The organism is Cognatundibacterium rivi (genome assembly GCF_018139565.1).
GTDB classification, from domain to species: Bacteria; Pseudomonadota; Gammaproteobacteria; order Burkholderiales; family Burkholderiaceae_D; genus Undibacterium; species Undibacterium rivi.
On record NZ_JAGSPK010000001.1, the window covers coordinates 351793 to 377082 of the forward strand.

Here is a 25290-nt window from a genome sequence, read left to right on the forward strand (position 1 = left end):
CGGGGAGTGTAGCTGGTATTTTGCGGAACTCAATGTACGCACATAAATGTGCAGCCTGACCAGTATTGATTACGTTACCCTGCTTGTCAGACAAATGCGAGCTGATTCTAGCTCTTTGCTGTGAGACTGCGTATTCCAGTTTAAAACCAGCCAACCATTCTCGTTCAATGGCGGCCAGTGATTCCGATCAGGAGTAGTCCAGTGATTCCAGTCGGGTACCGACACGTCAGGACGTGATCATGTGAATTTGGAATGATGAATTTTTATATGACCGGCGGCTTTCGCCCCACAAGGGACATTCGACCAACAGCGGTTATTCAAAGTAGTCAACGCCTTTGGTAGGATCTGCCGCCTGCCTCCACCAGCCTTATATCATCACGAAGCAATGTCACCATATCTTCATGATGAGCTCTTATCTGCTTATCACCCCAGCTATGCTGTGAGTGATTCTGGCCATTTCTTTTAGCTTGGGACTTTGAAGTTCAATCGTATCCTTGAAGTTTTCGGCCTTCGCTTTGGGCAGGCTATTACTGAACTTCGAGTTCGCACTAATGCTTACAAGCGCGAGGTTGCTAAGCAAGTTAAGGCTAGAATCCGAAACAATCGCAACCCCTCAGGCAGTAACTGCGCGGAGCCAGTCAGCCTGATTCAGCCTGTTTTAAGCAAAAAAATACTGGGGGGAGTATTTTTTAACGGCCTTTGTTTATAAGGACATTCAGCGTAAAAGTGCACATACTCCCCCAATTTACTGAAATTGATGGTTCATTTCCGGGCCGTTTCCGGTTTTGCTGCGGATCTGAGACGGTTTGACGTTGCCGGATGTCGTGCCGTACGCTTGTTGCGCCGCTGCTGTTGCAGGCGGAATTCAGGCGGACTGGCTTCATCCGTTTCTGCCTTCGTGCTAGTATCAAGTGCCGGTATTAGTTTCGGTGGCGAGGCTGTTACTGACCAATTTTGGGTGTAATGCTTAGCCTTCGTTGTGGATTAATTTTTTCGTGAGAAATTGTATGAGCGCATCTCTGTTTATCAGCTCAACGCCGTTCGATCTGGCGTTACACAGAAATAAAATAGCTGAGGCCATGTCACAGGGAAAACCAGGTTCGCCTGCGTTGACAGTGGTGCAGGCATCGCCGGAAACAGGACTGGCGGAGCGGCTGCGCATGGTGCGCCAGGCTGCTGCGTATGTGGGCGTGTTCGGTATGGTGTATGGCAACGTGGATGCGGCCACCGGCAAGTCACTGGTGCAGCTGGAATACGAAGCGGCACTGGCTGCGGGCTTACCTGTACTGATTTACATCATGGATGAAGATGAGCATCTGGTATTGCCGAAACATGTCGATACCGGAACCCCGGCGCTGTCGCTGAGTGAATTAAAGTCGCACTTGAGTCAGACGCAGGCCGTGCGTTTTTATGAATCGGCAGACGATCTGGTCGCTAAATTAGAAAACGATTTATTGCGTATTTTTGCGCCAACTGCACCGCTATCTGCGCCAACGCCAGTGGCTGTTGCGGTTGAAGGCACGAAAGCAGATCCTGTCGCTGAATCCGTAGCCGGGGCGAACGAGGCACCCTCAGGTCTGACAGGCACAATGGCATCAAAACGTTATGCGCTGACACCACCGCGATTTGCCTTCTTTAAAGAGAAAGTCGCTCACCTGTTTCAGCGTGAAATGCCGGATGCAGTATTGCAGGATGTGATTGAATATCTGCTGGCGGGAAATACGATGTCGGCCGCGTCGGCGCTGCGTCGTGGCGCCGGAATTTCACTCGAAGACGCAATTGAAGAAGTCAGGAAAACGGAACTCGTGATTGTCGATACGGTGCAGCGCCATCAGGCACAAACAGGTGCCGTTAAATAGCTAGTGTGACTGGATATGAGTGGTGTGCTGATATCCTCTGCTGTTGATTGCAAGGCAGGCCGCATAGTATGCTGCCTGCCTTTATTCTTTCTTTTTCTGCCATGACTATCCAGATTGCTAAAGAATCGCGCAAAGAAGCGATTGCGTCGATAGAGCGCTATTGCCGCGAAAATTTTCCTGAACCTGTCAGCGGTCTGGAAGCGGATGGTTTGCTGAGTTTTTTTCTCGAAGAAATCGGCCCCCTGGTTTATAACAAAGCCGTTGCTGATGTGCAGGAACGTTTGCAGGCGCGGGTGATGGAAGTTGATATCGAGGTTCATGAAGAAGCGTTTCAATACTGGCCAAAACAAGGCAGACGCCGCTGATTTATTTTAGCGCCGTCCCGACACTATCGACACAAGGAAAAGACATGTCTCTGTCGCATCAAATGCAACATCGATCACAACAGCAACGTCGTCGTTATCTGTCTTTATTACTGGCGGCAACCTGCGCTTTGCCGCTGGCAGTTCAGGCTGAAGATAAAAAAACGGATGGCGCGCAGGTTCCGTCGATTGCTGAATTATTTGATGAAGACCATGTGCTGATGTTTTACCCGTCGGCGCCGGGCGCGCAATTCCGGCTAGGCAAACGGAATCCTAACAGCACACGCGGTTTCGTGATTGAAAAGAAAACCAAAGCAACCGCAGGCAAGGATGGTGCGCTTGAATTCTGGAATCTGCCGTCGCACCCGCTGAGTTACGCCAGTGGTGGAGATGGCTGGAGCAGCCGTTTGCACATTTACGCCAGCGGTGGTCAGCAAAAATTTAACTGGAAAAACCAGCGCGGTTTTCTGAGTCATCCGGCGGAGCTGAAAAATCAGGAAATGACAATTTTTATACGGGTGCATCAGATACTTGATCCGGAGCGGGCACAGATTTCGCTGAAAATCAGAGGGGGGGCACATAGCGATAAAAATCCGGATGCGGCTTCCTGCGTCATGCTGACTTTGTCACCTGAAGGACATGGCAGCGTAACGCGTTTCGGTAAAGAGCTGCGTCATCCGCGTTACGATTACGTGACGCTCAAACCTGAATTCAGCGCCGCTTTGCAAGAGAATGTCTGGATAGGCATGAAGCTGATCAGCTGGAATGATCCGCACGATACACAGCGCGTGATACACCGCTTGTATCTCGATACCGACCCTTTCGATCTCAGCACCGGTCTGCCCAAAAACAACTGGCGCTTATTCAGCGAATACATCGACGTGGAGGGAAAACGCACCGGCCAGTACAGCAAACTGGTGAACTGGGGCGGTTGGGAAACGACCTTCCGCACAGATGGCTTTCACGATGTGGACTTCGCTTTTCCATCGGTACGAGAGATTGTTGTACCTCAATAACGCCGATTTTACGGGTTGATCGGATATAATACGCGGTACTTATCCGCAATTGTTGAAAGAAATTATGTCCAGCTTACCCGCCTGCCCGCAATGTGGCATGGAAAATACCTACCCTGACGGCGAAAACTATGTGTGTGCCGATTGTGGTCACGAATGGCCTATGGTTGCCGCCGCCAGCGCCGATGATAATGATGAGCGTATCGTCAAAGATTCAAACGGCAATGTCTTGTCTGATGGCGACGCCGTCGTGGTGATCAAGGATCTGAAAGTGAAGGGTTCTTCCACAACCCTGAAAATGGGCACCAAAATCAAGAGCATACGCATCGTTGGCGGCGACCATGAAGTCGACTGCAAAACCGATAGCGGCAGTTATATGCTGAAAGCCTGTTATCTGAAAAAAGTTTGATTTCTTCAGACGCAGCAAAGCCCGGCGCTGATCACATCACGCCGGGTTTTGTTTTTGTAAGTGCCTGAGCGCGGTAACAACGTCGGCAATCACCGATTCCCAGTCATGCATCGCTGGCTGGCGGAATAAGCGCATTACTTCCGGATACCACGGGCTGTCAGTGCGCTGACTGAGCCAGCGCCAGTCAGGCTGATAATAGGGCAGCAGCACCCAGCAGGGTTTCGCCATTGCGGCTGTCAGATGCGCTACTGCCGTATCGACGCTGATAACCAGATCAAGCTGCTGTATCAGTGACGCCGTATCAGCAAAATCATGCAGTAAAGGCGCCGCATCAACGACAGGCAGTTGCGCTTGCAACGCGCGGAGTTGCTCATTTGTTGCGCCTTTTTGCAGGCTGATGAATTGCACATCGCTGACCGCAGACAGTGGATGCAATATGTCCGGCGTGACGATGGAGCGCGCCGCATCGTTATCGAATAAATGATTTCCCTGCCACACCAGACCGATACGCAAACGGCCGTCAGCCGCGAGGCCGGGTAACGACAGTACGCGCCCTGAGTCGGCGTGCAAATATGGCAGGTGGGCAGGAATGTTGTGCAAACGGGTCTGACACAGAAACGGCAGACTCATAGGCAGTACCCAGTAATCCCAGCCGCTGTGAGGGACATCATCTTCATACGAATAAATCTCGTTGATCTCTTGCAGACTACGCATCAAGCGCGTGAGTGGAGGGTGGCAAACCAGACTGACACTGGCAGCACCGGCTGCTTTGAGCAGACAGGTATAGCGGCAGAATTGCATCATGTCGCCAAAACCGCCTTCATACGCAATCAGTATGCGCTTGCCATTGAGCGCTTCGCCCTGCCAGCGCGAAAAATGAAAATAGGCGTTCAATACCGGATCCTGCGCACGTGATTCCAGCCTTTGCCAGCCTTCTTCATAACGCCCTTGTCTGAGCAGGATATAACTCAGGTTGAAACTGGCTTTCTGATAGGCAGGATCGCAGAGCAACGCATTGCGATAACATTCTTCCGCCTCGGCTTCACGCTGTGTGCTGGCCAGTAAAACGCCGAGATTCGACCAGGCCGCCGCTGATATCGGTGCGATCTGTAAGGCTTGCCGGTAATGTGTTTCGGCTTCATCAAAGCGGTACTGCAGCATCAGTAGGGCGCCGTAGTTCAGATGGATCTGTGCATTCTCCGGCAATAAGTCCAGGGCGCGTTGGTAATAATCTCCGGCGATATCGTATTGTCGGAGCTGCGTTTTCAGATAAGCGAGATTCGCCATCGCTTCAGCGCAGGCAGGATCGGCTTGCAGTGCTTCTTGAAATAAATGCTCTGCCTGCGATAGCTCACCGGCCGTCATCGCCTGATTGGCTGCCACGAAATACTGTTCGGCAGAAAGATAGTCAGCAGACATAAGTGCAAAGTAATGAGCGTCGATAGCCCACATCATAGCGCTGTGTGCGGTCTGTTGCGGATGAATTCAGCCTGTCTGTTTGCCAATCGCCCATTTTCAACGAATGCATGGATCATGCGCATGTTAAAATTTCATTGTTTCAGTGCGTCACAGATGCGCGATTTCTTCATTCAACTTTTTTCAAGCACGCCTACTTATGAACGTCGTTATTCTCGCTGCCGGTATGGGCAAACGCATGCAATCGTCTTTACCTAAAGTGCTGCATTCTGTGGCCGGAAAGCCTTTGCTGAAGCATGTGATCGATACCGCGCGCAGCCTGAATGCGGGCAGTATCTGCGTTATATACGGTCATGGCGGCGATCAGGTATTGACGGCGGTCGCTGCCGACGATTTACGTTTTGCCAGACAAGAGCCGCAACTCGGCACCGGCCATGCGGTAGCGCAGGCGATTCCCGTACTCGATGAAAGTCAGCCGACGCTGGTGCTGTATGGTGATGTGCCACTGACGACGACGGCGACCCTGCAACGTCTGATCAGCGTTGCTGGTAACGACAAGCTGGCGATACTGACCGCGGAAATGGCTGACCCTACTGGTCTGGGGCGTATCGTCCGTGAAAACGGCGAGATCCGTCGTATCGTTGAACAAAAAGATGCGACCGAAGCAGAACGCCAGATTACCGAAATTAATACCGGCATCATGATCGTTCCGACTGTGAAACTGAAAGAATGGCTGGCGACTCTGTCGAATAACAATGCGCAGGGCGAATACTATCTGACCGACATCGTCGCCCGTGCAGTGGCAGATGGTGTGGCGGTGGTATCAGCGCAGCCCGGCGCGATCTGGGAAACGCTAGGTGTGAACAGCAAAGTGCAACTGGCGGAACTTGAGCGGGTGCATCAGGCAAATATCGCGCGACAATTGCTGGAACAAGGAGTGACTTTGCTTGATCCGGCCCGTATTGATGTGCGTGGCACGCTGGTCTGCGCGCGCGATGTCAGCATTGACGTCGGTTGCGTATTTGAGGGCAATGTCACACTCGAAGATGGCGTGACGATTGCTGCGAATTGCGTGATCAAAGATGCGCACATTGCCGCTGGTGCGACGATCAAAGCGTTTTGCCATATCGAAGAAGCGAAAGTCGGCGCGCAATCGCAGATCGGTCCGTATGCGCGCCTGCGTCCCGGAACTGAGCTGGCAGAAGACGTGCACGTAGGGAATTTCGTGGAAATTAAAAACAGTCAGATCGCTGCGCACAGCAAAGCCAATCACCTGGCGTATGTCGGCGATGCAACTGTTGGCAGCCGTGTCAATATCGGTGCCGGTACGATTACCTGTAATTACGATGGTGCAAATAAATTCCGCACCGTGATCGAGGACGATGCCTTCATCGGCAGCGATACGCAATTGGTGGCGCCGGTGCGCGTAGGCAAAGGCGCAACGCTGGGTGCTGGCACCACGCTGACGAAAGATGCGCCGGAAGGAAAGCTGACTGTCTCAAGAGCGAAACAAATCACGATAGACAACTGGCAGCGGCCGGTGAAGCAAAAGAAATAAACCTCATCTGCGTCACAAGAATCGCAAGCGTTGAATATGCAGCCAGCCTGATATCAGGCTGGCTTTTTTTATCGGCAGAATTTCGTCTGCATGGATGCTATTTAAACTTATTTCAAACCGGAACCCTGCACTCGCCATGTATACTTCGTCGCAAAGGAGTACGCATGACGATGTCTGATATGCAGCTTGATTTACCCAAGATACGCGACCAGAAGCGACGCAGCCTGATGCGCGGTGCGCGCGATACGATACCAATGCTGATCGGTGCCGCACCGTTTGGCATGATTTTCGGCGCACTGATTTCCACCAGCCCGATGCTGCCTTGGCATGGGCAACTGATGTCGATGTCGGTGTTTGCCGGTTCCAGTCAGTTCATCGCGACCGGGTTGGTTGCAAGTCATACCGGTATGCTGGTGATCTGGCTGACGACATTGATCGTCAATCTGCGCCACATGTTGTATGCCGCGACGCTGCTGCCGCATGTCGCTCATTTGTCTGCCCGCTGGCGCTGGTGTCTGGGTTTCCTGCTGACGGATGAAACGTTTGCCGTCGTCGCTGGTTATCATCAGCAAGCATTGAGCAGCGAAGAGCGCCGCTATTCGCACTGGTATTTTCTCGGTTCCGGCCTCGCGATGTACGCAAACTGGCAGGTGTGGACGCTGATTGGCTTACTGTTCGGCACACTGTTTCCTGCTTTGCAGACGCTGGGTCTGGACTATGCGATGGTGGCAACCTTCATCGCGATTATTGTGCCGCAGCTTAACCGGTTTCCACAATTTTCCGCCGCACTTGCCGCCGGTAGTTGTGCTTATCTGTTACAGGGCTTGCCGTATAAGCTGGGCTTGCTGAGTGCGGTAATGACAGGCGTGATCGTTGGTATGGCATTGACGCGCTTCGCTATCCGGTCAAAGGAGTCGGTATGAATTACGTGCTGATGATAGGTGGTATGGCGCTGGTGACGGTGCTGATTAAAGCCTTGTTTTTTATTCTTGGTGACAGGCTGGTTTTTCCACCGTGGCTGAATCTGGCATTGAGTTTTGTACCGGTAACCGTGCTGACAGCAATTATCACGCCGATGATACTGGCGCCGCATGGCAAGGGGCCGGAACTGCACTGGCGGAATCCGCAATTACTTGCGTCACTAATTGCCGTTATTGTTTGTGTGCTGAGCCGCAGACAGTTACTGACGATCGTTGTCGGTCTGCTGAGTTTTTTCTTTTTGCAGTGGCAATTCTCGATGTAATTCGCGCTGCTCGATTGATGTTGAAATCAGATACAGAAATCAGACGTTAAAAATGCCGGAATATTGTCCGGCATTTTTTATGGTGTTGCGAGATGGTCGAAAGCAATTTCATTGAGGTGGACGTACTTCTTTTTTCAGCGCTGCCATGGCGAGCTTTTCCACCAGACCGGGCGCGATCAGTTTCAGCCAGCGACCGAGTTTTCCTTTGCCTGTCATGACCACTTCACGTTTTCCTTGTTGCATACCCTGAATGATCAGGTGTGCACATTCTTCTATCGACATCGCATCGTCTTCTTTCAAACCGCTGCTGCCCGCCGCGTTTCCGGCCGCGTTGTAGCCGTGATAGCGGATGCGGGTTGCCACCACGCCGGGATAGGCGAGCGTAATCCGTATGCCTGCTTCCTTGACTTCGCTGCGCAGACTTTCAAAGAAGCCATTCATCGCGAATTTACTGGCACTGTACGCAGTACGACCCGGCACACCTATCAGTCCGGCCAGCGAGGAAACCGCAACGATGTGCCCGCGTGATTGCTTCAGGTAAGGCAGCGCCGCATGTGTGCACCAGACACTGCCCCAGAAATTAATCCGCATTAATTCCTGATACCAGCCAAGATCCGCGACCTCGCTGAATAAGGCTTGCGCAGATTTACCGGCATTGTTGATGAGCGCATCTATCCTGCCGAATTTTTCTGCTGCCTTAGTGATCAGTTGGTGGCACTCGCTTTCGATGCCGACATCGGTTTTGACGACCAGACATACGCTGCCATAGGTCTGACATTCAGCTGCTACTTGTTTTAAGGCGTCTTCGTTACGTGCAGCCAGTACCAGTGAGGCTTGGCTGCCGCCGGATTTCGCCAGTTGCCTGGCGATTTCTGCACCGATGCCGTCAGACGCACCGGTAATGATGATGACTTTATTTTGCCCGCTCATGACTGATAGCTTTCATCCGTGCGGTTAAGCTTGCGTATCAGTGAAGGCCAGACGAATGCACCGCCGAGGCCACCGGTTTGTACCCGCATCGACTCTGCAACACCTTGCACGATCTGCGGGTTGACATGAATCAGTTCACCACCGGCCTGCGCCGCCAGTTGTATCTGGCAAGTGGCTTCAAACGTGTACATGGACAAAAATGCGTCAGCAATACTTTTACCGACAGTGAGTAGCCCGTGATTGCGCAGCACCAGGAAATTCGCGTTCCCCATGTCCGCTTGCAGACGCGGTTTTTCATCATCGCGGAAAGCCACACCTTCGTAATCATGATACGCAAGCGAAGCGAGGACGAATGTTGATTGCTGCGATAGCGGCAAAATGCCGCAGCGCTGGGCGCTGACCGCAACACCTGCTTTGGTGTGGGTATGCAGTACGCATTGCACATCTTCGCGCGCGGCATGTACCGCGCTGTGAATAACAAAACCAGCCGGATTCACTGGGAAAGGCGAATCAATCACCTTGTTGCATTGCTGATCGACTTTCACCAGCGAGGACGCAGTGATTTCATCGAACATCAGGCCATACGGATTGATCAGAAAATGATGCTCAGGTCCCGGAATGCGCGCGCTGATGTGTGTAAACACCAGATCACTCCAGCCGTAAGCGGCAACGAGGCGGTAACAGGCAGCCAGATCCACCCGTAACTGCCATTCTTCGGGGCTGACTTTATCTTTAAGGGAAGGTATTTGCATGATGTCTCCTGTTAGTTGTTATTGATATTGCTATGTCGTTATTTGGCTATTTCGCTGGAACAGCGGCCTTGTAAATCGTATTTTTTGGATGAGATAACAAGCGCTTCAGCATGGGCTCAAACTCTATCAGTGGAAAAGTTTCTGCGTGCGGATCGAACGAAGGATTGTCATACAGTGCGCAGAATTCCGCAGTGCGTTCAAAGTGCGGATGGCCGCGGAATTGTTCGCGCATATCTCTATCCATACCCAGATGGTGAAAGAAATAATGCCCTTGAAAAATGCCATGATGTTGCACCATCCACAGATTTTCTTCGCTGACAAACGGTTTCAGGATTGCCGCTGCGATATCCGGATGATTAAAACTGCCCAGCGTGTCGCCGATATCGTGCAGCAAAGCGCAGCAGATATATTCCTCGTCACGACTATCGCGCATCGCACGGGTGGCGGTTTGTAACGAGTGCGCGTAACGATCAATCGGGAAGCCGCCGTAATCACCTTCGAGTAACTGCAGATGTTGGATGACACGATCAGGCAATTTTTGCGCGAATTGCATGAATTCGCCGCCGATCAGTTGCCAGTCTTGTTGCGTACTGTCTTCCATACGTTGGAAATGAGCGCGATGAGGCATTTTTGTCTCCTGTTTAATTTTTGTATTCTCACCATACAGGCGCACTACGCAGCAAACTGTCAAATATTTTACAATTGACCGTATCGATTTTGTCATCACCAAACACGAACCCCGCCTATGCCGCCATCTTCTGTACTCAACTCGCTTGCCGGTGACGACTGGTTTGCGGCATTGCCCGCAGCGACACGCAAGGAAATGCTGGATTGCAGCGAAAAACAATATCTGCAACCGGGTGAAATGTTGTTCCGGCAGGGCGATCCGCCAGCCGGGTTTTATGCATTGCTTAGCGGTAAGTTGAAAATGTCTACTTTGAGTGAAGACGGGCGCGAGGCGATCCTGACCATACTTGAGCCTGGCACCTGGTTCGGCGAAATTTCCCTGATTGACGGCAAACCGAGAACGCACGATGCAACGGCGATCGGGCGTGCTGAAGTGCTGATGATGACCCCGGCCTGTTTTGATCATCTGATGCAAGGTGCAGACTTTGCGCTGGCGGTTGCGCAGATGCTGGCGCAGCGTATTCGTTTGTTGTACGGCATTGTTGAAGACGCGCATTTACGCTCAGCCAGAGCGCGGGTCGCCAGACGTCTGGTATTGCTGGCGAATAGCGAAAAAGAGCAAGGCGAGTCAGAAAAGATGGAAATTCCGGTATCGCAGGAATCGCTGGCAATGATGTTAGGAATGAGTCGTCAGAGCCTTTCAAAAGAATTAAAATTTTTTGAGCATGCTGAGTTGATCCGGCTCGGGTATCGTTCCATCCGCATTTCATCGCTGGATAAACTGCGCGCGTTGTGTGAAAAAGATTAAAGCCGGAGATAAGCGAAAGATAATGTAATTAAGGCTATATTAATCAGTTGATACACTATTTTTTGGTTTTGTTTTCCTTGTCATTCTTTGTAAAATCCAGCACTATAGTTTTGATTTCACGTCACAAAAAATAGCTTCGTATTTAGTACTTATCCCGCTTTTCCACAGGCTCTTCTATGCGAATTCTGCACAAGACAGTGTGTTTTTGTTTAACGATTATTTTTGCCGGCACTTCCGTAGCGTATGGCAATTGTTCTCGTACCATGAAGGTTCCCCTGGCGGTGACAGGCTTAAGTGTAATCGTCAGCGGAGAAATTATTTCTGGGGTGTATCCTGAAATACTGAGCGATTTAACTGCAAAAGAAAAATGTAATTTTGAACTTTCAATTGTGCCGCGTGCCCGGCTTGAAATGATGTTTGAAAATGGCCATGCAGATATTCTTATACCGGCAACGCGCACGGCCAGGCGCGATCAGCTGGGTTATTTTATTCCACTCATTTCTAATCGGGCGATGCTGATTTCTGTTCGCGAGCAAAGTATTTCTGTGAAAAATTTCAAGGAACTACTGGAGCAGAAAGCAGCAAAAATAGCGGTAGTACGCGGTTTTGATTATGGTGAAAAGTATCAGGCGTTTCTGAAAGAATTACAGAAGCGGAACCGGCTTCGCTTTGAAGCTGATCCGGTCTCGGTTGCCCGGCTGTTGAAGTCAGGTGCTGCCGATTACACCCTGATGGCGCCATCGATTTTTGCGGGTTCAGTACAGATTGATGAACGCGTTACTGATCTCGAAGATAAATTGCAATATCAGCCGCTGCAGGAATTAAACTGGGGTGAAAGCGGCGTTTATTTTTCTAAAAAATCATTAAGTACCGCGGATGTTCAGGAACTACAGGAGATTTTTGAACGTGCCGCAAGTGATGGTTTGATCTGGAAAGGCTTTCAGCGTTATTACAAAAAAGAATTTCTGAAAGATAGTATCCGTCCACGCGATACTTTGCGCACTTCAGGTCAGGTTCCTAACTAGATGGCAATTCTGGTTTCAAATTTACTGCGCAGAATTGAAAAGAAACTTCTGACGTTTCTGATATTGCTTTGAGTTGCAAACAGCTGATGCGCTAACGCATGATATGCCGTCATATCAGCAACCTGAATGATCAGAATAAAATCCGGCCCCGGGGATACCCGGTAGCACTGTTGCACGGCGGGCTCAAGAGCGACCCTCTGTTCAAACTCGATCAGTCTTTCTGTTGCTTGCTGATCCAGCGTTATTTCGACAATCGCAGTTAATCCCGCGCCTACTTTTTCCGGTGCCAGAATCGCTACCTGACGCGCGATCACACCTTCTTCAATCAGACGCTTTACCCGCCGCATGCACGTCGGCGCGGATGCGTGTACCCGCTGCGCCAATTCGTGATTGGTCAGCGACGCATCTTGTTGTAATTGCTGCAAAATGCGTTTATCAAGTTCATCTAAAGTCGTCATTTATTGAAATAAATAGTTGTTAATTTGTTTTATTTGAAATAAAAAATCGATGAGGAATTTTATTTTCTATAAATTTCATATTAAATCAAATTTTGAAATAAATAGTCAATCAAATTACATTAGCATAGCTGCATTCTCTTTTCTCATTCGCGAGGTCATTATGTGCGGTATCGTCGGTGCAGTTGCTCAGCGTAACATCACGCCCATCCTGCTTGAAGGGCTCAAGCGCCTTGAATACCGTGGTTATGATTCCTGCGGTATTGCCTTACATGTCAATGGTCAGTTGCAGCGTTCACGCAGCACATCCCGCGTGGCCGAATTACAGGCGCAGGTAGAGCAGAGTGGCTTATCCGGCTTTACTGGTATCGCGCATACCCGTTGGGCGACTCACGGCGTTCCTTCTTCCGCCAATGCCCATCCGCATTTTTCACGCGACCGGATTGCGCTCGTGCATAACGGCATTATCGAAAATCATGAAGAATTACGTACCGAATTAAAAGCACTCGGCTACGTTTTTGAAAGCCAGACCGATACCGAAGTCATTGCCCATCTGGTGGATCATTTATATCAGGGCGATTTATTTGAGACAGTGCAGCAAGCAGTGAAACGCCTGAGGGGCGCATATGCGATTGCGGTGTTTTGTCGGGACGAGCCGCATCGTGTGATCGGCGCACGTCAGGGTTCGCCTTTAATTGTTGGTGTCGGCAAAGGTGAAAATTTTCTCGCGTCAGATGCGATGGCGCTGGCAGGTACCACAGACCAGATCATTTATCTGGAAGAGGGCGATGTCGTTGATCTGCAATTGCAACGTTGCTGGATTGTGGATGTGCATGGCAAAGCAGTGGAACGCGAAGTGCGCACCGTTCACGCCCACAGCGGTGCGGCAGAACTTGGCCCGTATCGTCATTACATGCAGAAAGAAATATTCGAACAGCCACGCGCCATCGGTGACACGCTTGAAGGTGTCACCAGCATCATGCCGGAATTATTCGGCGATAAAGCCTACGGAGTCTTCAAGCAAATTGATTCGGTGCTCATCCTCGCTTGTGGCACCAGCTATTACGCGGGGCTTACCGCCAAATACTGGCTGGAGTCAATTGCGAAAATTCCTGTTAATGTAGAAATCGCCAGCGAATACCGTTATCGCGACAGCGTGCCGAATTCGAATTCACTGGTTGTCACCATCTCGCAAAGCGGTGAAACGGCAGACACGCTGGCCGCCCTGAAACATGCCCGTTCGCTGGGGATGCAGCACACGCTGACGATCTGCAATGTCTCCACCAGTGCGATGGTCAGAGAGTGCGTTTTGTCGTATATCACCCGCGCTGGTATCGAGGTCGGCGTTGCGTCAACTAAAGCATTTACTACGCAACTGGTCGCGCTTTTCTTACTGACGCTGACACTTGCTCAAAGCAAAGGCAGGCTCAGCGATGTGGATGAGGCAGAACATATCAAAGCCCTGCGCCATCTTCCATTAGCTGTCAGTGCCGTACTTGCGCTGGAACCGCAAATCATCGCCTGGTCAGAAGAATTCGCCAGAAAAGAAAATGCCCTTTTCCTCGGTCGCGGCTTGCACTATCCAATCGCGCTTGAAGGCGCACTCAAGCTCAAGGAAATTTCTTATATTCATGCAGAAGCGTATCCCGCAGGTGAACTGAAACACGGCCCGCTGGCGCTGGTGACCAAAGAAATGCCGGTGGTAACGGTGGCACCGAATGATGCACTGATTGAAAAACTCAAATCTAATCTGCAGGAAGTCAGAGCCCGTGGTGGCGAGCTGTTTGTATTCGCGGATGCCGATTCGCACATTACTTCCAGCGAAGGCGTACACGTCATCCGTCTGCCAGAGCACTACGGGCAGCTATCCGCGATCCTGCACGTCGTACCACTGCAATTACTCGCCTACCACACGGCGCTTGCTCGCGGTACCGATGTTGATAAGCCAAGAAATTTAGCGAAAAGTGTTACGGTCGAATAGGAGAAATCAGCAATTTTTTGACTGTTGTCGATGAATAAAAAAGTTCGACACAAAATAAAAATGTTCAATACTAAATAAAAAAGTTTGACACAAAATCGAAAAGGTAAAAAGAGAGCCAATATGTGACTCCTTTTTCCTGACCTTCAATTATTGTAGTGGTCAACTTATCCCATACTACGTTAAGTTTTTCTTCGGCTATCGACTTTGTAAGCTTTTCTACTAGATTCACGCGGAGCTGACGAACCTATTCATGCTGGATCCGACCACTACAAAAAGGCGGGGGTCATTCTCAGCGAGATAAGCAACGTATCGGTGTATCAGGCAGATATGTCGCCTCAGTACCAGAAAGACTTGAACTCATGCAAACGCTGGATAGGATCAATCAGCGTTATGGCAAGGGCACGCTAAAGCTAAGCCGGGATGGTTCCATGCATTCATGGAATATGCGGCGGGAGAAAAAGTCGTCGGAATATACGACAAACTGGAATGAATTACCTGTTTACGACTAAGATAAAACTTTTTCTTCAAGATCGCCACATGTGCGTCAACTACACCCCTACTCGCAAAGAAAGTCTCGCTGAATTTGGCATCAACGGCCATCACTTGGACGATTACAAAGCAGAGACATGCAGGCTTATGCCGCGCCGATTATCCGGCACAGTCATCATGGGGAGCGCGAGGTTATGCTGGCATCCTATGGCATGATTCCCAAGGAAAAGATGTCAACTGGAGCGAAGCGGTATTCAACGATGAATGCGCGGGCTGAAACCATCGGTCAGTTGCGTACCTATGCAAAGCCATGGAGAGAAGGAATGTTGTGCCTGGTGCCAATGCAACACTTTTTTGAACCCTGTTACGAGTCAGGTAAAGCAGAGCGCTGGAAGATCGGATTGAGAAACGAGGCTGATTTTGCCGTCGCCGGGATCTATAAAGAATGGGATGAAATTGAGGGTGCCCAAAAAAGTTACTCATTCACCCAGATCACCATCAATGCCAACGATCATCCGCTGATGAAGCGCTTCCATAAACCAGGAGATGAAAAACGCTCACTGGTCATTGTCCACCGTCATCATTATGACGATTGGCTAAGTAGTAAGAATCCGGAATTTGCCCGCTCATTCTTTCATTGTTACCCAGCCTCAGAAATGGACTTCCCCTAATTCAGTAGACATTTAATAATGTCAACAACATCGAAGTTACCCACATCCCAGACGTAAAATAGTAACGAAAAGGGTGGGTCAAAATTCAATGCAAATGCTTGATCAGTTTTAAATGCAAATCGACAAGTGAGAGATGACTTGTCGATTCCTATCCAGTGAGTTTGACCCTAACGCACCCGCAACGGTAAGTCCACTCATGCCTGATAAAGATTCAGGCATGGATCTGCATTATTGATCTAAGTTTAAGCTATGTGACTTATCGAGTTCAGGATGCTTTGATAGATATGTTTTACTTTCTGCTGCTCTTTCGCTTCCCGGAAACTGCAAAGGCTTGATACAGATGTAGAAGCAGCTGGCTCCTGAGCTACAGAGGGCCATGTGCTACTACGCCGACTAACTATTGTGGCGCCTTCCACGGTGCGGCTGAATTGTGGCGGGATAGCCTCACTCTCGCTATTGCTATCAAAATCCAGACTAAGTTGCTGTGGAGGAAGTTTGTCCATTTTGCTCATCCTGGGGAAGAAGTTTCTTCTGCATCAACGATGCAACTACAATCGCCTCACGCGAAGGCAGTGATTCTAAACTTTTTTCGATTCGCGGCCTAGCTTTCTTTAAAGGAATTCTGATCAATTTTCCTGATTCTTTGCGCGAATTCGATGGTACCCGGAATAGTGATAAAAATTTCGAAGGGGCAACACCATCATATGCTAAAACGCGAACCTTTTGTGAGTCTAGCTCTAGCTCCGAAATCGCGTCGCCATGAAGCTTGATAGCCAAACTCTTGCGATATGGCTCTATGTAATAGACTTCTTTTATGCCCGCAGCGATGATGTGTCGAGCACATGAATGGCACGGATAGGTAGTTACAAAAATTTTACCGCCTACCAGCTTATCGCCAGCGATCCGCCCAGCGCTGAGAATGGCATGCATCTCTGCGTGAATTGCGCGCGAAAACTCTATTAGTCCTCCGAGCTTGCCACTTTTGCGTAGAATTTCCTTCGCGGTTTGTTTACTTTGAGTGGGAATGATGTCCTTGAGAGATTCGACCAGTTCGTTAGCAAAGAATTGCTTCTCTTCATCGTTAAAGCACTTCCCTCCGCCGTGGTTCCAGCAGCGACTGTCGTCATTACCTTCCAGATAGAGGCCGCCGCCGAACTTGGGGACGTCATTCCATCCAGTGCTCAAAACATGTTCGTTGGAGTCTGTTACCGCGGCACCAACCTGTCTAGAAAGGCATCCAGAGTGTGCGCTAGCCATGGCTGCTGCATACATTGCTGATTCTGCTGATGTTGGGGTGATAACTTTAGTACCCAAAATTAGATGCAAAAACCTCTCTACACGCTTGGTTGTCTCTGAATCAGTGGTTTTGTCGATGCGCAAAAAAAAATCGCTTTGTGGGAACGTATCAGAAACCGTTTGACCTGCTTTGGACTCCTCTCCCGAGTCGCGATCGATAAGAGTATGAACATCCCCACCCTTTAGGTGATTTCTTTGGGCAATGTTTGACTCACGGACAGAGAGAGGGGAAAAAACACCCATGACATATAGCATGTCGCGATACACAAGTTTGAGCAAGGCTAGCTCTTCCTTGTTCTTCACCGAATCAATGATGTGACAAATCCTGCGCGGAGCATAGTTCTGAGCACCGATTTCTTGTTTGAATTCTTCCCGCTCGAAACGGATTTTTTCTACGGCAAGCTCGGCCAAGATACTCAAGCCAAACTCCTCTCGAAGTTTGTTGCCCGCGTCGATTTGTGCCGTAATTCGTTCAAAAGAATCATTTGCAGGGATTTCTACCTGTACCTTTGATGCATGATCTCTGATGAAGTCACTCAACCGAATTATTTCAGCTTTGTCGTAGCCGAACGTGTCCTTGATCATGCGTTGAATTTCTTCAGCTACGGCGTGAAGTGGGGAGCCAATGGGGCCACAGAGAGCTATTACGAGCTCATCCGTATGAGTTTGTGCAATTTGTTCAGTAGTGGAGCCTTTGCCGGTCAAAACTGATGTGGCCAAGGATGTTGAAGTAGCTAGTACAGGCTGCGTTGCCATATTTTGGATGTGGAAATTATTGATTTAATAATAGCATTAATTTACAACGATTTTTCGGTGGCAACAAGGACAATTAAATCCGTTGTAAATTTGGGAATTACTTGATTTGTGGGGAACTTTAGCCGTCAGAACGTGCTGTGCGAACTTGAGCGTCATGGCGGCCAATACGCCACATCGAACCGCCGCGACCAGTATTCTAGCGAGTCCCGACGTAGCTTTTTCTCGGCCAGTCTTAATGACCTAGTTTTCCGTGCTGTCGCACACGCATCGCCATTGGAGCGATTCCTGAAACTGTACCATTTACTTGAGATTGACTTCGATGTTCAGATGGTCAACGTTGCAGAGTATTCTGGTGTGATGCCAACTGTTTCGCGCCACCGGAAAGGTAGATGCTGCTTGATAAGGATAAAGATCAGAGCACTTTTTTGGGGAACTGATGCAGCATAATAATAGTCTCGTCGGCATTGCCTTGCATTGGATAGATATTTATCCGGCGCCCTCGTGACTCTTGCGCCACTCACTCGGTGAGTTTCCCGTTTGCGTACGAAATGCACGTGATAAGGCTGCCTCGCTGGAGTAGCCCACGTTGTCGGCAATCTGGCGCATTGAATGTCCCTCTAAGAGTAGCTTTTGCACCAGACCAACGCGCCAATTTTGCAGATACTGTACCGGCGTTACGCCGACGATATCTCGGAAGGTATTGGCGAACGAAGTCCGTGACATCCCGGCCTCGGCTGCTAAATCAGGCAAAGACCAGTCGCGTTTTGGCTGGTCATGCATAGCAACCAGAGCCCGGCGTAAACGCGGATGTCCCATCCCGGCCAGCATGCCGGACCGTACAACGTGGTGTTCCATGAGTTCGCGGAGAATTTGTATCAGAAGCACTTCAAACAGGCTGTCCAGCATCTTTTGTCGTCCACAGTTACTGCCTGCCGCTTCGGCAAAAAGTAAATCCAGCACGGGTTGACTATCGCGCAAACTTGATAAGGGCAAGCAGACAAATGCAGGTAGTGCGGCCCTTACAGGATTGGCCTTCCCACCTTCGAAACTGAGGTCGGCACAGACGAACTCTGCCCCCTTTGCTTTATCAGTCAAAAAACGTCGGGCGAGCGGTTGTGCGTACAGCAGCAGACTGGGCTCATTGATGTGGGCAACGAGCTCGGTGCCATGCATGACCTTGACGTTACCTTGTCGTATCAAGTGCAACTGGCCCAGCCCCTCACTACCGGTCAATGAGTTGATGCCGCATAAGGCACCGGCATGAAAAGTTTTGGCGCTGATACTGAAGCGCGAGAGTAGCGAAGCCAAACGATCAGTCATATCTATTATCTTTGAACTATTTGCAAAATAATGTGTACTTAATGCAGCATATAATACATTAAACACAGGCAAACTTTGTTCTGCCGATTGGCAAACAAACTTACAGATTCGAAAGTAGACATCATGAAAGCCTTCAAAAACATCTTCCTCGCTTCAAGCATCGCAGCTGCTAGTCTGACTGCAATATCTGCACCTCACACCGCCATTGCGGCACCAACTGTGAGCCAGCCGTCTTCCATGTTCATCGCGGCCAAAGACGGCACGCCGCTGTATTACAAAGACTGGGGCCCAAAGGAGGGCAAAGTCGTGGTCTTTAGTCATGGATGGCCGCTGAACTCCGACAGTTGGGAATCTCAAATGCTGTTCCTGGCCGAGAAAGGCTACCGCGTGATTGCACATGATCGCCGCGGCCACGGTCGCTCGGGACAATCATGGAATGGCAATAATATGGACCAGTATGCGGATGACCTGGGAGTCGTACTAGAAACGTTAAATGTGAATGAAGCGACACTGGTGGGTTTCTCGACTGGCGGGGGCGAAGTGGCACGTTATGTCGGCCGCCACGGCAGTAAGCGCGTCAGCAAAATCGTTCTGGTGAGCGCGGTGACGCCGTTGATGCTGAAAACCGAGGAGAACCCGAATGGTGTTCCACTGGAAGTGTTTGACGGCCTGCGCAAAGGATCAACCGCGAACCGTTCGCAACTATACAAAGACATTGCCAGTGGTCCTTTCTTTGGCTTTAACCGCCCAGGCGCAAACGCTTCCGCTGCTTTGATCGATGCCTTCTGGCTGCAAGGGATGACGGCCTCACACAAAGGAACTTTTGACTCGATCAAAGCGTTCTCTGAGACCAATTTTGTAGAAGACTTAAAACGTATCGACGTGCCTACCCTGGTCATTCATGGCGATGATGATCAAATTGTTCCGATTCAAACCTCAGGACGAGCGACCGTTAAATTAGTCAAAGGAGCAAAAATCATCGAGTATCCGGGTGCGCCTCATGGCATCACAGACACGCACAAAGATCGCTTGAATCAGGATTTGTTGGATTTCATCAGCCACTAATCTGATACAGATGCAGTAACGGACGACTAATGGGAAATTTCTCTGAAATGAACTCGATTTGAAAGCAAAATTTTCTCCTTACAAAAAGAGGAAGTCACTTTTTTCGGAACCCCAGATTATCCAAATTGTGAAGCAGACTGAAGCCAGCACGCCAGCACCGAAACCCTGTCGTTAGCATGACATGAGTTCGGTGCTGTTTTACAAGTGGCAAATTAAGTATGCCGGCATCAACGCCCGACGATACCGCGCTGGTGTCACGGCTCGCAACCACCGTAACGACAATGGGAAGCAAATCGATCACGATGGAGGCTATCGCTATCCCGCCAAGCTGTACTGCCCGTGCCAGTAGCGCAATATAAATGATATTGCCTGTCAGGCCGATCCACACTAAGCCATAAGCAATGTAACGGCCTGAAGATAAGGTCATTCAGATTGATGGCAAACAGCCTTTGGCATTCCTTTTCTTTTTATAATCTGCGGTTAATTGGTTTGCAAGACCGCAAGTGTCGCGATAACGGCGGCATGCGCGCTCTGCACGCCTGCTTCCTTGATCTGTGGGCTTTTTGACATACCTTCTGCACGAATGAAGTGAACGTTGCGAATTCCCAGAAAACCGAAGAAGGTCTTGAGATAGCTTTCCTGGTGGTCCATGTGGACGAGTCCACCTTCCGCATAAAAACCGCCGCGTGCGGACGCGATCAATATCTGCTTACCGCTGACTAGTCCGACTGGTCCGGCCTCGGTGTATTTGAAGGTCCGCCCGGCTTGCGCAAGTCTGTCCAGCCAGGCTTTTAATTGGCTAGGCACGGAAAAGTTATACATCGGGGCACCGATGACAATGACATCGTGAGCGAGAAATTCACTGACTAATGCGGCGGAAAGTTGATGTTCTTGCCGTGTCTTCTCATCAAATGCATCGAAGCCAGTCGGTCTGAAACCTGCTGCGACAGCGCCGGTCAGGTGGCTGATTTCATGCTTGACCAAGTCACGGTAAGTCACGTTGGCATCAGGATGAGCGGCTTTCAGTTGTTTGACGATGGCAGCTGATAATTCACGGGTGACGGAGTTGCTTTCCAGAATACTGGAATCAATGTGCAGAATGTTCATGTTTATCTCTTTGTCAGTGGGGGGCGGGGTTGGGTTTTAATGTGTCGCAGATTTTGCCGCTTCTCGTGCGGCACGGTCTATCCACGCTGATACGGCAAGCGGGCGTGAAATCATCGAAAGGTGGCTAGCGGGAACACTTTGTACGCGCGCTCCTATCTGTTGCGCCATGGTTTTTTGCGCGGCAAGCGGTAGCGCCTGATCGCGAATGGTCAACAAATACCAACTAGGCTTGGTGCGCCAGGCTGCTTGGGTGACAGGTTCCGCAAAACTATGTGCGGCCACGGGTTGTTGTACCGCGTAGAGCAGACGTACACGGTTGAGCGGTAAATCATCCGCCATGATTTTCTTAAATTGCTTGGGGTGATCAAGCCAGATCAGGCCCGCTTCGTCTGGTGTCAACCCCGTCATTTGAACGTTCAGTCTTTGCAGCAACTCAGTCACAGATTCACCACTATCAGGCGTGAGAGCCGAGATATAGGCCAGGCCTGCGACATTTGGCGCGTTACCGGCCTGGCTAATTACCGCACCTCCCCATGAATGACCAACTAGCAATACCTTGCCGGCTTGGCGGCGCAAGACTTTTTCAGTCTGGGTGACATCATCTGCCAGCGAGGTCAGATGATTCTGAACGGCGGTGACGTGATAACCCATCGTTTGTAGTCGGGAAATAACAGGTGCCCAGCTGGAACCATCCGTAAATGCACCGTGTACGAGCACAATGTGCTGGATTCTGTCTTCGGCAGCAGCGGTAACTGGCAGGTGTCCCAGCGTCAAGGCCAGACTCAGCGCAATCGCGAGTTTGCCGAACATAGGGGTGGTGAATGGCATTTTAGGTAAAATTTTCATATCTGAAACGTCTGCAAAATTAATGCTTCCCAGTCTAGAGGGAGTGTTTGCTTTGCGTCAGATGGCAAATCGGTCATACTTCATGCAAAGTTCGCCAACTATTTCCGAGGCTATGCATGCGTATCGCGATTGTTGCAGTGGAGGGCAGCCTGCTATCAGCTATCGCGGGTTTGTCCGATTTGTTCTGGATTACTAATCAGGCTCTGCGGACACCGCCCGAGGGTATGGCGAAGGAACTGTCGATTCCGCCTGGGCTGGCATTCGAAACCCGCATCGTCAGTGCAAATGGTGAGCCTATATGTGATCCTCAGGGGCGTCTGATTCCGGTTGATGATAGCTTTACCATGACGGATGTATACGATGCTGTTCTGGTTACAGGGATGGCGCTGGATGCGAACGGATTACCACCGATGTCGGAATCTGTCCGGCAGGCTGCGAACTGGATTCAGCATAACTATCAGCAAGGTTCCTGGGTTGGTGCTGCATGCGCGGGCACTTTTGTTCTGGGGGAGGCGAGTCTGCTGGATGGTCGTCGTTGCACGACAACGTGGTGGTTGCATCATGCTTTCAAACGGCGGTTTCCCAAAGCACATGTAGCATGGGGCGCTGCGATTGAAGAACAAGATCGTATTGTGACGACAGGAGGACCACTATCTTGGATTGATTTGGCTTTGCACATGATTCGCAGATTGGCTGGCCCCGACGTTGCCAAACTTGCTGCTGATATCTCGGTGGCCGATAGTCAGTCGTTACCACAAATGCTTTATGCCCCTCGGGGTTTCGTCAACACCACAGACCCTTTATTGCTGCAAGCCGAGCAAATCATTCGCCATGATGAGCCGGGTATGACTGCCGAACGGTTAGCAAAGGCGTTGAATCTGAGTGAAAGAACCTTGCATCGTCGCTTACGGAATCTGGTCAATGAGTCACCAAAAGCATTCATCACCCGCGTCAGAATCGAAACTGCCTGCATGCTTCTGGATACTCCGGGTGCAAGCATTAAGCAAGTCGCCACTCAATGTGGCTATAACGACGATACAGCATTTCGCCGTGCATTCGCTCAGTTAGTCGGGATGTCGCCGGTCGATTACAAGCGTTGGTCAAACAACCGCAATTCGCGCCCATTTTGAGACGGCGTGAAGTACGGAACAGTCCGCGTCACGCGATAGCGTCTTCTGCTTCAACTTACCCCTGATCGTAACTAATCACCACTAACGCTGATGCTTGTTGCTTACTGGCAGATCGTAAGCAATGCGGCAACAGGGCATTGAAATAAATCGCATCGCCTTTCTTAAGTTGCTCGCTATGGTCGGGGAATTGAATTTCTATGCTCCCCGTTAATACGTATAAGAATTCTTCTCCCGCGTGCCCGCCAGCATGCGGGCCGTCTGATAGCTCACTGGGTGGATACACAATAAAAGGTTGCATGCGTTTGTTGTTGATTTCTGCCGCCAGGGCTTCCATGCTGCTGCCCTCACCAGTTGCTCTGACGATGCGTAGGCGCTCGTTGTGTCGCACCACGGAAAGCATTTCGCTACTGCTTGTCGGGCTGAATAACTGGCCGACATCAACTTTGAGTGCCGCTGAAATTTTTATAGCGGCGGCAATCGAAGGTACACATATTCCACGTTCGACCTTTGATAAATAACTCTTGGTCAGTCCGCTGGCATCTGCCATATCTTGCAGGCTCATGCCCATTTGCTGGCGCAGCATTTTAATTTTTTGCGACATTTTTGTTTTCCGTTTCTTATTTTTTGCCTGACCTGATGAATCTTACTGAAATTCCAGGACTGGAAAATTAAATGACAATTAGTGTAGTATATGACACGATGTGTCATTTTAATTTGTGAAATTTATTCTATTTTGCTAGTTGGGGGTTGAAGATGAAAACGGCGTTAATCATCCATCATGTCGCATTTGAAGATGCGGGTAGCTTTCATATTTTTCTGAAGGAGCTGAATTTTTCTATCAAGGAGGTCAACGCCTGCAACCATAACTGGGCTGGACTCAACCCACTTGATGCCGATGTTTGTATCGTGCTGGGCGGGCCTATCGGTGCCTATGAAGATCACCATTTCTCATTTTTGCTGCAAGAAGTACATTTTTTGCAGCAGCGCCTGCATGCAGACTTGCCGACACTGGGGATATGCCTCGGCGCACAATTGATGGCGCGGGCATTGGGTGCAAGTGTGTATCCGGCTAAAACTAAAGAGCTAGGCTGGTATCCGCTAAAGATCACTCAGGAAGGGAGGCATACGCCGGTGCGATATTTTGATGAAAGAGATTGCACGATGTTCCACTGGCATGGCGACACCTTCGATTTACCGTATGGTGCGCAACTGCTGGCGTCAAGTGATGCCTGCCAAAATCAGGTGTACCAATGGGGAAAACACGCGCTGGCGTTTCAATGTCACCCAGAAGTCACTGCGTCCGGCCTGGAAGGCTGGTATGTCGGGCATGCCTATGAAATGCAGCATGAAAAATACTCGCCGCCGCTGATGCGTCAACAGGCAGGTACCTATGGCACAAAACTGGCACAACAGGCGCGTTTGTTTTTTGCTGAATGGCTTAACGTGTGTGGACTATGAAGCAAATTAACCAAAGCATCATTGATGCAATCTTTGTCGGCCAGGCGCGTGCTTTCGGGCCCAATGGTGAAGTCAGCGCCATACAAAAACAGCAGGTCTGGGATGCGGTATCAGTCACTGTATCTGGCCTGCTGGGAGACGAACAGGGAGACAAGGTATATCACGGCGGCCCGGATAAGGCTGTGCACCACTATCCGTCTGAACATTATGCTATCTGGTGCGCACAATTCGGGGGCGATGCAGTGTCAGGCTTTCGGCCCGGCGGTTTTGGTGAAAATATTTCTACCTCAGGCTGGACTGAGCATACGGTTTGTATCGGCGATGTCTTTATCCTGGGCACTGCAATACTGCAAGTGACGCAAGCGCGTCAGCCTTGCTGGAAACTGAATCTCCGCTTTGAAAACAGTCATATGGCCAGCATCGTGCAAAACAGTTTGCGTACAGGTTGGTATTACCGTGTTCTGCAAGCAGGTTCCGTTGCGCCGGGCGACAGCTTGCGTCTGCTTGAACGTAGGCAACCGGATTGGTCGCTGGCACGTTTGCTACACTATCTGTACGTCGACACGATGAATGTACCGGCAATGCAAGCTATGAGTGAACTTCAGGAGCTGACGCCCTCGTGGCGAAAAATCGCGCAAGACAGATTAAGCAAAGGCAGTGTTGAAGATTGGCAGCGCCGCTTGCAAACACCTGCGATCGTGTGATGTATCAATC

At 50.2% G+C, this 25290-nt stretch carries 27 protein-coding genes; 16 read left to right on the plus strand and 11 right to left on the minus strand.

The features are described 5' to 3' along the window. Window positions 1–1007 precede the first annotated feature (1007 nt). The 4 genes from KDM87_RS01535 (at window position 1008) to KDM87_RS01550 (ending at window position 3643) form a co-directional block, all read left to right on the plus strand. A complete protein-coding gene (locus KDM87_RS01535) occupies window positions 1008–1859 on the plus strand; it encodes a DUF4062 domain-containing protein (protein ID WP_212677468.1) in 852 nt (283 codons plus the stop codon). Between the two features lie 101 nt (window positions 1860–1960). After that, window positions 1961–2224, plus strand: coding sequence for a DUF2164 domain-containing protein (locus KDM87_RS01540; RefSeq protein ID WP_186884193.1), 264 nt, complete (start codon window positions 1961–1963; stop codon window positions 2222–2224). 44 nt (window positions 2225–2268) lie between these two features. Further along, window positions 2269–3237, plus strand: a complete 969-nt coding sequence (locus KDM87_RS01545) for a hypothetical protein (protein ID WP_212677469.1) — start codon at window positions 2269–2271, stop codon at window positions 3235–3237. Window positions 3238–3301: 64 nt separating this feature from the next. Further along, complete coding sequence (locus KDM87_RS01550) at window positions 3302–3643, plus strand: zinc ribbon domain-containing protein YjdM (RefSeq protein WP_186883899.1); 342 nt, start codon at window positions 3302–3304, stop codon at window positions 3641–3643. Between the two features lie 36 nt (window positions 3644–3679). Here KDM87_RS01550 and KDM87_RS01555 read toward each other — a convergent pair whose 3' ends face one another. Continuing rightward, window positions 3680–5098: a tetratricopeptide repeat protein gene (locus KDM87_RS01555; protein WP_230407537.1), complete on the minus strand. Its 1419-nt coding sequence runs from the start codon at window positions 5096–5098 to the stop codon at window positions 3680–3682. 160 nt (window positions 5099–5258) lie between these two features. On the opposite strand from KDM87_RS01555, the gene glmU reads away from it, so the two are divergent. The 3 genes from glmU to KDM87_RS01570 all read left to right on the plus strand — a co-directional run bounded on the left by glmU (window position 5259) and on the right by KDM87_RS01570 (window position 7860). Continuing rightward, window positions 5259–6617: a bifunctional UDP-N-acetylglucosamine diphosphorylase/glucosamine-1-phosphate N-acetyltransferase GlmU gene (gene glmU / locus KDM87_RS01560; protein WP_212677470.1), complete on the plus strand. Its 1359-nt coding sequence runs from the start codon at window positions 5259–5261 to the stop codon at window positions 6615–6617. A 179-nt stretch (window positions 6618–6796) separates the two neighbouring features. Further along, entirely contained in the window at window positions 6797–7540 is a 744-nt protein-coding gene (locus KDM87_RS01565) for an AzlC family ABC transporter permease (RefSeq protein WP_212677914.1), read from the plus strand. Continuing rightward, complete coding sequence (locus KDM87_RS01570; RefSeq protein ID WP_212677471.1) at window positions 7537–7860, plus strand: AzlD domain-containing protein; 324 nt, start codon at window positions 7537–7539, stop codon at window positions 7858–7860. The genes KDM87_RS01565 and KDM87_RS01570 overlap by 4 nt, the downstream gene beginning before the upstream one ends. A gap of 108 nt (window positions 7861–7968) precedes the next feature. Here KDM87_RS01570 and KDM87_RS01575 read toward each other — a convergent pair whose 3' ends face one another. The 3 genes from KDM87_RS01575 to KDM87_RS01585 are packed head-to-tail and all read right to left on the minus strand — an operon-like array spanning window position 7969 to window position 10170. Then, window positions 7969–8790, minus strand: coding sequence for an SDR family oxidoreductase (locus tag KDM87_RS01575; protein WP_212677472.1), 822 nt, complete (start codon window positions 8788–8790; stop codon window positions 7969–7971). Further along, window positions 8787–9542 carry a class II aldolase/adducin family protein gene (locus tag KDM87_RS01580; RefSeq protein ID WP_212677473.1) on the minus strand — a complete coding sequence of 252 codons (756 nt, stop codon included), beginning with the start codon at window positions 9540–9542 and terminating at the stop codon, window positions 8787–8789. The genes KDM87_RS01575 and KDM87_RS01580 overlap by 4 nt, the downstream gene beginning before the upstream one ends. Before the next feature lie 46 nt (window positions 9543–9588). Continuing rightward, window positions 9589–10170 carry an HD domain-containing protein gene (locus KDM87_RS01585; RefSeq protein ID WP_212677474.1) on the minus strand — a complete coding sequence of 194 codons (582 nt, stop codon included), beginning with the start codon at window positions 10168–10170 and terminating at the stop codon, window positions 9589–9591. Window positions 10171–10287: 117 nt separating this feature from the next. On the opposite strand from KDM87_RS01585, the gene KDM87_RS01590 reads away from it, so the two are divergent. Further along, on the plus strand, window positions 10288–10977 hold the full coding sequence (locus KDM87_RS01590) for a Crp/Fnr family transcriptional regulator (RefSeq protein ID WP_212677475.1): 690 nt from the start codon (window positions 10288–10290) through the stop codon (window positions 10975–10977). Window positions 10978–11240: 263 nt separating this feature from the next. After that, the gene (locus KDM87_RS01595; RefSeq protein WP_212677476.1) at window positions 11241–12002 is read left to right on the plus strand and encodes a substrate-binding periplasmic protein; all 762 of its coding nucleotides are present in this window, start codon (window positions 11241–11243) and stop codon (window positions 12000–12002) included. On the opposite strand, the gene KDM87_RS01600 is transcribed toward KDM87_RS01595, so the two are convergent. Then, window positions 11999–12460: an Lrp/AsnC family transcriptional regulator gene (locus KDM87_RS01600; protein WP_212677477.1), complete on the minus strand. Its 462-nt coding sequence runs from the start codon at window positions 12458–12460 to the stop codon at window positions 11999–12001. The genes KDM87_RS01595 and KDM87_RS01600 overlap by 4 nt on opposite strands. Window positions 12461–12620: 160 nt before the next feature. Here KDM87_RS01600 and glmS point away from each other — a divergent pair, with 160 nt between their 5' ends. The 3 genes from glmS to KDM87_RS01615 all read left to right on the plus strand — a co-directional run bounded on the left by glmS (window position 12621) and on the right by KDM87_RS01615 (window position 15598). Next, complete coding sequence (gene glmS, locus KDM87_RS01605; RefSeq protein ID WP_212677478.1) at window positions 12621–14438, plus strand: glutamine--fructose-6-phosphate transaminase (isomerizing); 1818 nt, start codon at window positions 12621–12623, stop codon at window positions 14436–14438. Window positions 14439–14797: 359 nt separating this feature from the next. Then, window positions 14798–14947: a DUF4113 domain-containing protein gene (locus tag KDM87_RS17990; protein ID WP_212677479.1), complete on the plus strand. Its 150-nt coding sequence runs from the start codon at window positions 14798–14800 to the stop codon at window positions 14945–14947. A 117-nt stretch (window positions 14948–15064) separates the two neighbouring features. Further along, window positions 15065–15598 (plus strand): SOS response-associated peptidase family protein, encoded by a 534-nt coding sequence (locus KDM87_RS01615; RefSeq protein WP_212677480.1) that lies wholly within the window; start codon window positions 15065–15067, stop codon window positions 15596–15598. Window positions 15599–16072: 474 nt separating this feature from the next. Here KDM87_RS01615 and KDM87_RS01620 read toward each other — a convergent pair whose 3' ends face one another. Together KDM87_RS01620 and KDM87_RS01625 are read right to left on the minus strand one after the other, a co-directional pair. Beyond that, window positions 16073–17650 (minus strand): anti-phage dCTP deaminase, encoded by a 1578-nt coding sequence (locus KDM87_RS01620; RefSeq protein ID WP_212677481.1) that lies wholly within the window; start codon window positions 17648–17650, stop codon window positions 16073–16075. 486 nt (window positions 17651–18136) lie between these two features. Then, complete coding sequence (locus KDM87_RS01625) at window positions 18137–18970, minus strand: AraC family transcriptional regulator (protein WP_212677482.1); 834 nt, start codon at window positions 18968–18970, stop codon at window positions 18137–18139. A 123-nt stretch (window positions 18971–19093) separates the two neighbouring features. Here KDM87_RS01625 and KDM87_RS01630 point away from each other — a divergent pair, with 123 nt between their 5' ends. Further along, complete coding sequence (locus KDM87_RS01630) at window positions 19094–20035, plus strand: alpha/beta fold hydrolase (protein WP_212677483.1); 942 nt, start codon at window positions 19094–19096, stop codon at window positions 20033–20035. Window positions 20036–20129: 94 nt separating this feature from the next. Here the strand turns inward: KDM87_RS01630 and KDM87_RS01635 are convergent, their stop codons facing one another. Genes KDM87_RS01635 through KDM87_RS01645 form a run of 3 tightly spaced genes read right to left on the minus strand, consistent with a single transcriptional unit; the run spans window position 20130 to window position 21988 of the window. Continuing rightward, a complete protein-coding gene (locus KDM87_RS01635; RefSeq protein ID WP_212677484.1) occupies window positions 20130–20462 on the minus strand; it encodes a hypothetical protein in 333 nt (110 codons plus the stop codon). Window positions 20463–20515: 53 nt separating this feature from the next. After that, window positions 20516–21142 carry an FMN-dependent NADH-azoreductase gene (locus KDM87_RS01640; RefSeq protein WP_212677485.1) on the minus strand — a complete coding sequence of 209 codons (627 nt, stop codon included), beginning with the start codon at window positions 21140–21142 and terminating at the stop codon, window positions 20516–20518. 36 nt (window positions 21143–21178) lie between these two features. After that, on the minus strand, window positions 21179–21988 hold the full coding sequence (locus KDM87_RS01645) for an alpha/beta fold hydrolase (RefSeq protein WP_212677486.1): 810 nt from the start codon (window positions 21986–21988) through the stop codon (window positions 21179–21181). 116 nt (window positions 21989–22104) lie between these two features. Between KDM87_RS01645 and KDM87_RS01650 the strand changes: the two genes are divergently transcribed. Continuing rightward, complete coding sequence (locus tag KDM87_RS01650; RefSeq protein ID WP_212677487.1) at window positions 22105–23118, plus strand: GlxA family transcriptional regulator; 1014 nt, start codon at window positions 22105–22107, stop codon at window positions 23116–23118. A gap of 55 nt (window positions 23119–23173) precedes the next feature. On the opposite strand, the gene KDM87_RS01655 is transcribed toward KDM87_RS01650, so the two are convergent. Beyond that, entirely contained in the window at window positions 23174–23719 is a 546-nt protein-coding gene (locus KDM87_RS01655) for a helix-turn-helix domain-containing protein (protein WP_212677488.1), read from the minus strand. A gap of 152 nt (window positions 23720–23871) precedes the next feature. Here KDM87_RS01655 and KDM87_RS01660 point away from each other — a divergent pair, with 152 nt between their 5' ends. Continuing rightward, on the plus strand, window positions 23872–24576 hold the full coding sequence (locus KDM87_RS01660; protein ID WP_212677489.1) for a glutamine amidotransferase: 705 nt from the start codon (window positions 23872–23874) through the stop codon (window positions 24574–24576). Further along, window positions 24573–25280, plus strand: a complete 708-nt coding sequence (locus tag KDM87_RS01665; protein ID WP_212677490.1) for an MOSC domain-containing protein — start codon at window positions 24573–24575, stop codon at window positions 25278–25280. Before KDM87_RS01660 ends, KDM87_RS01665 begins: the two co-directional genes overlap by 4 nt. The last annotated feature ends 10 nt before the right edge of the window (window positions 25281–25290 follow it).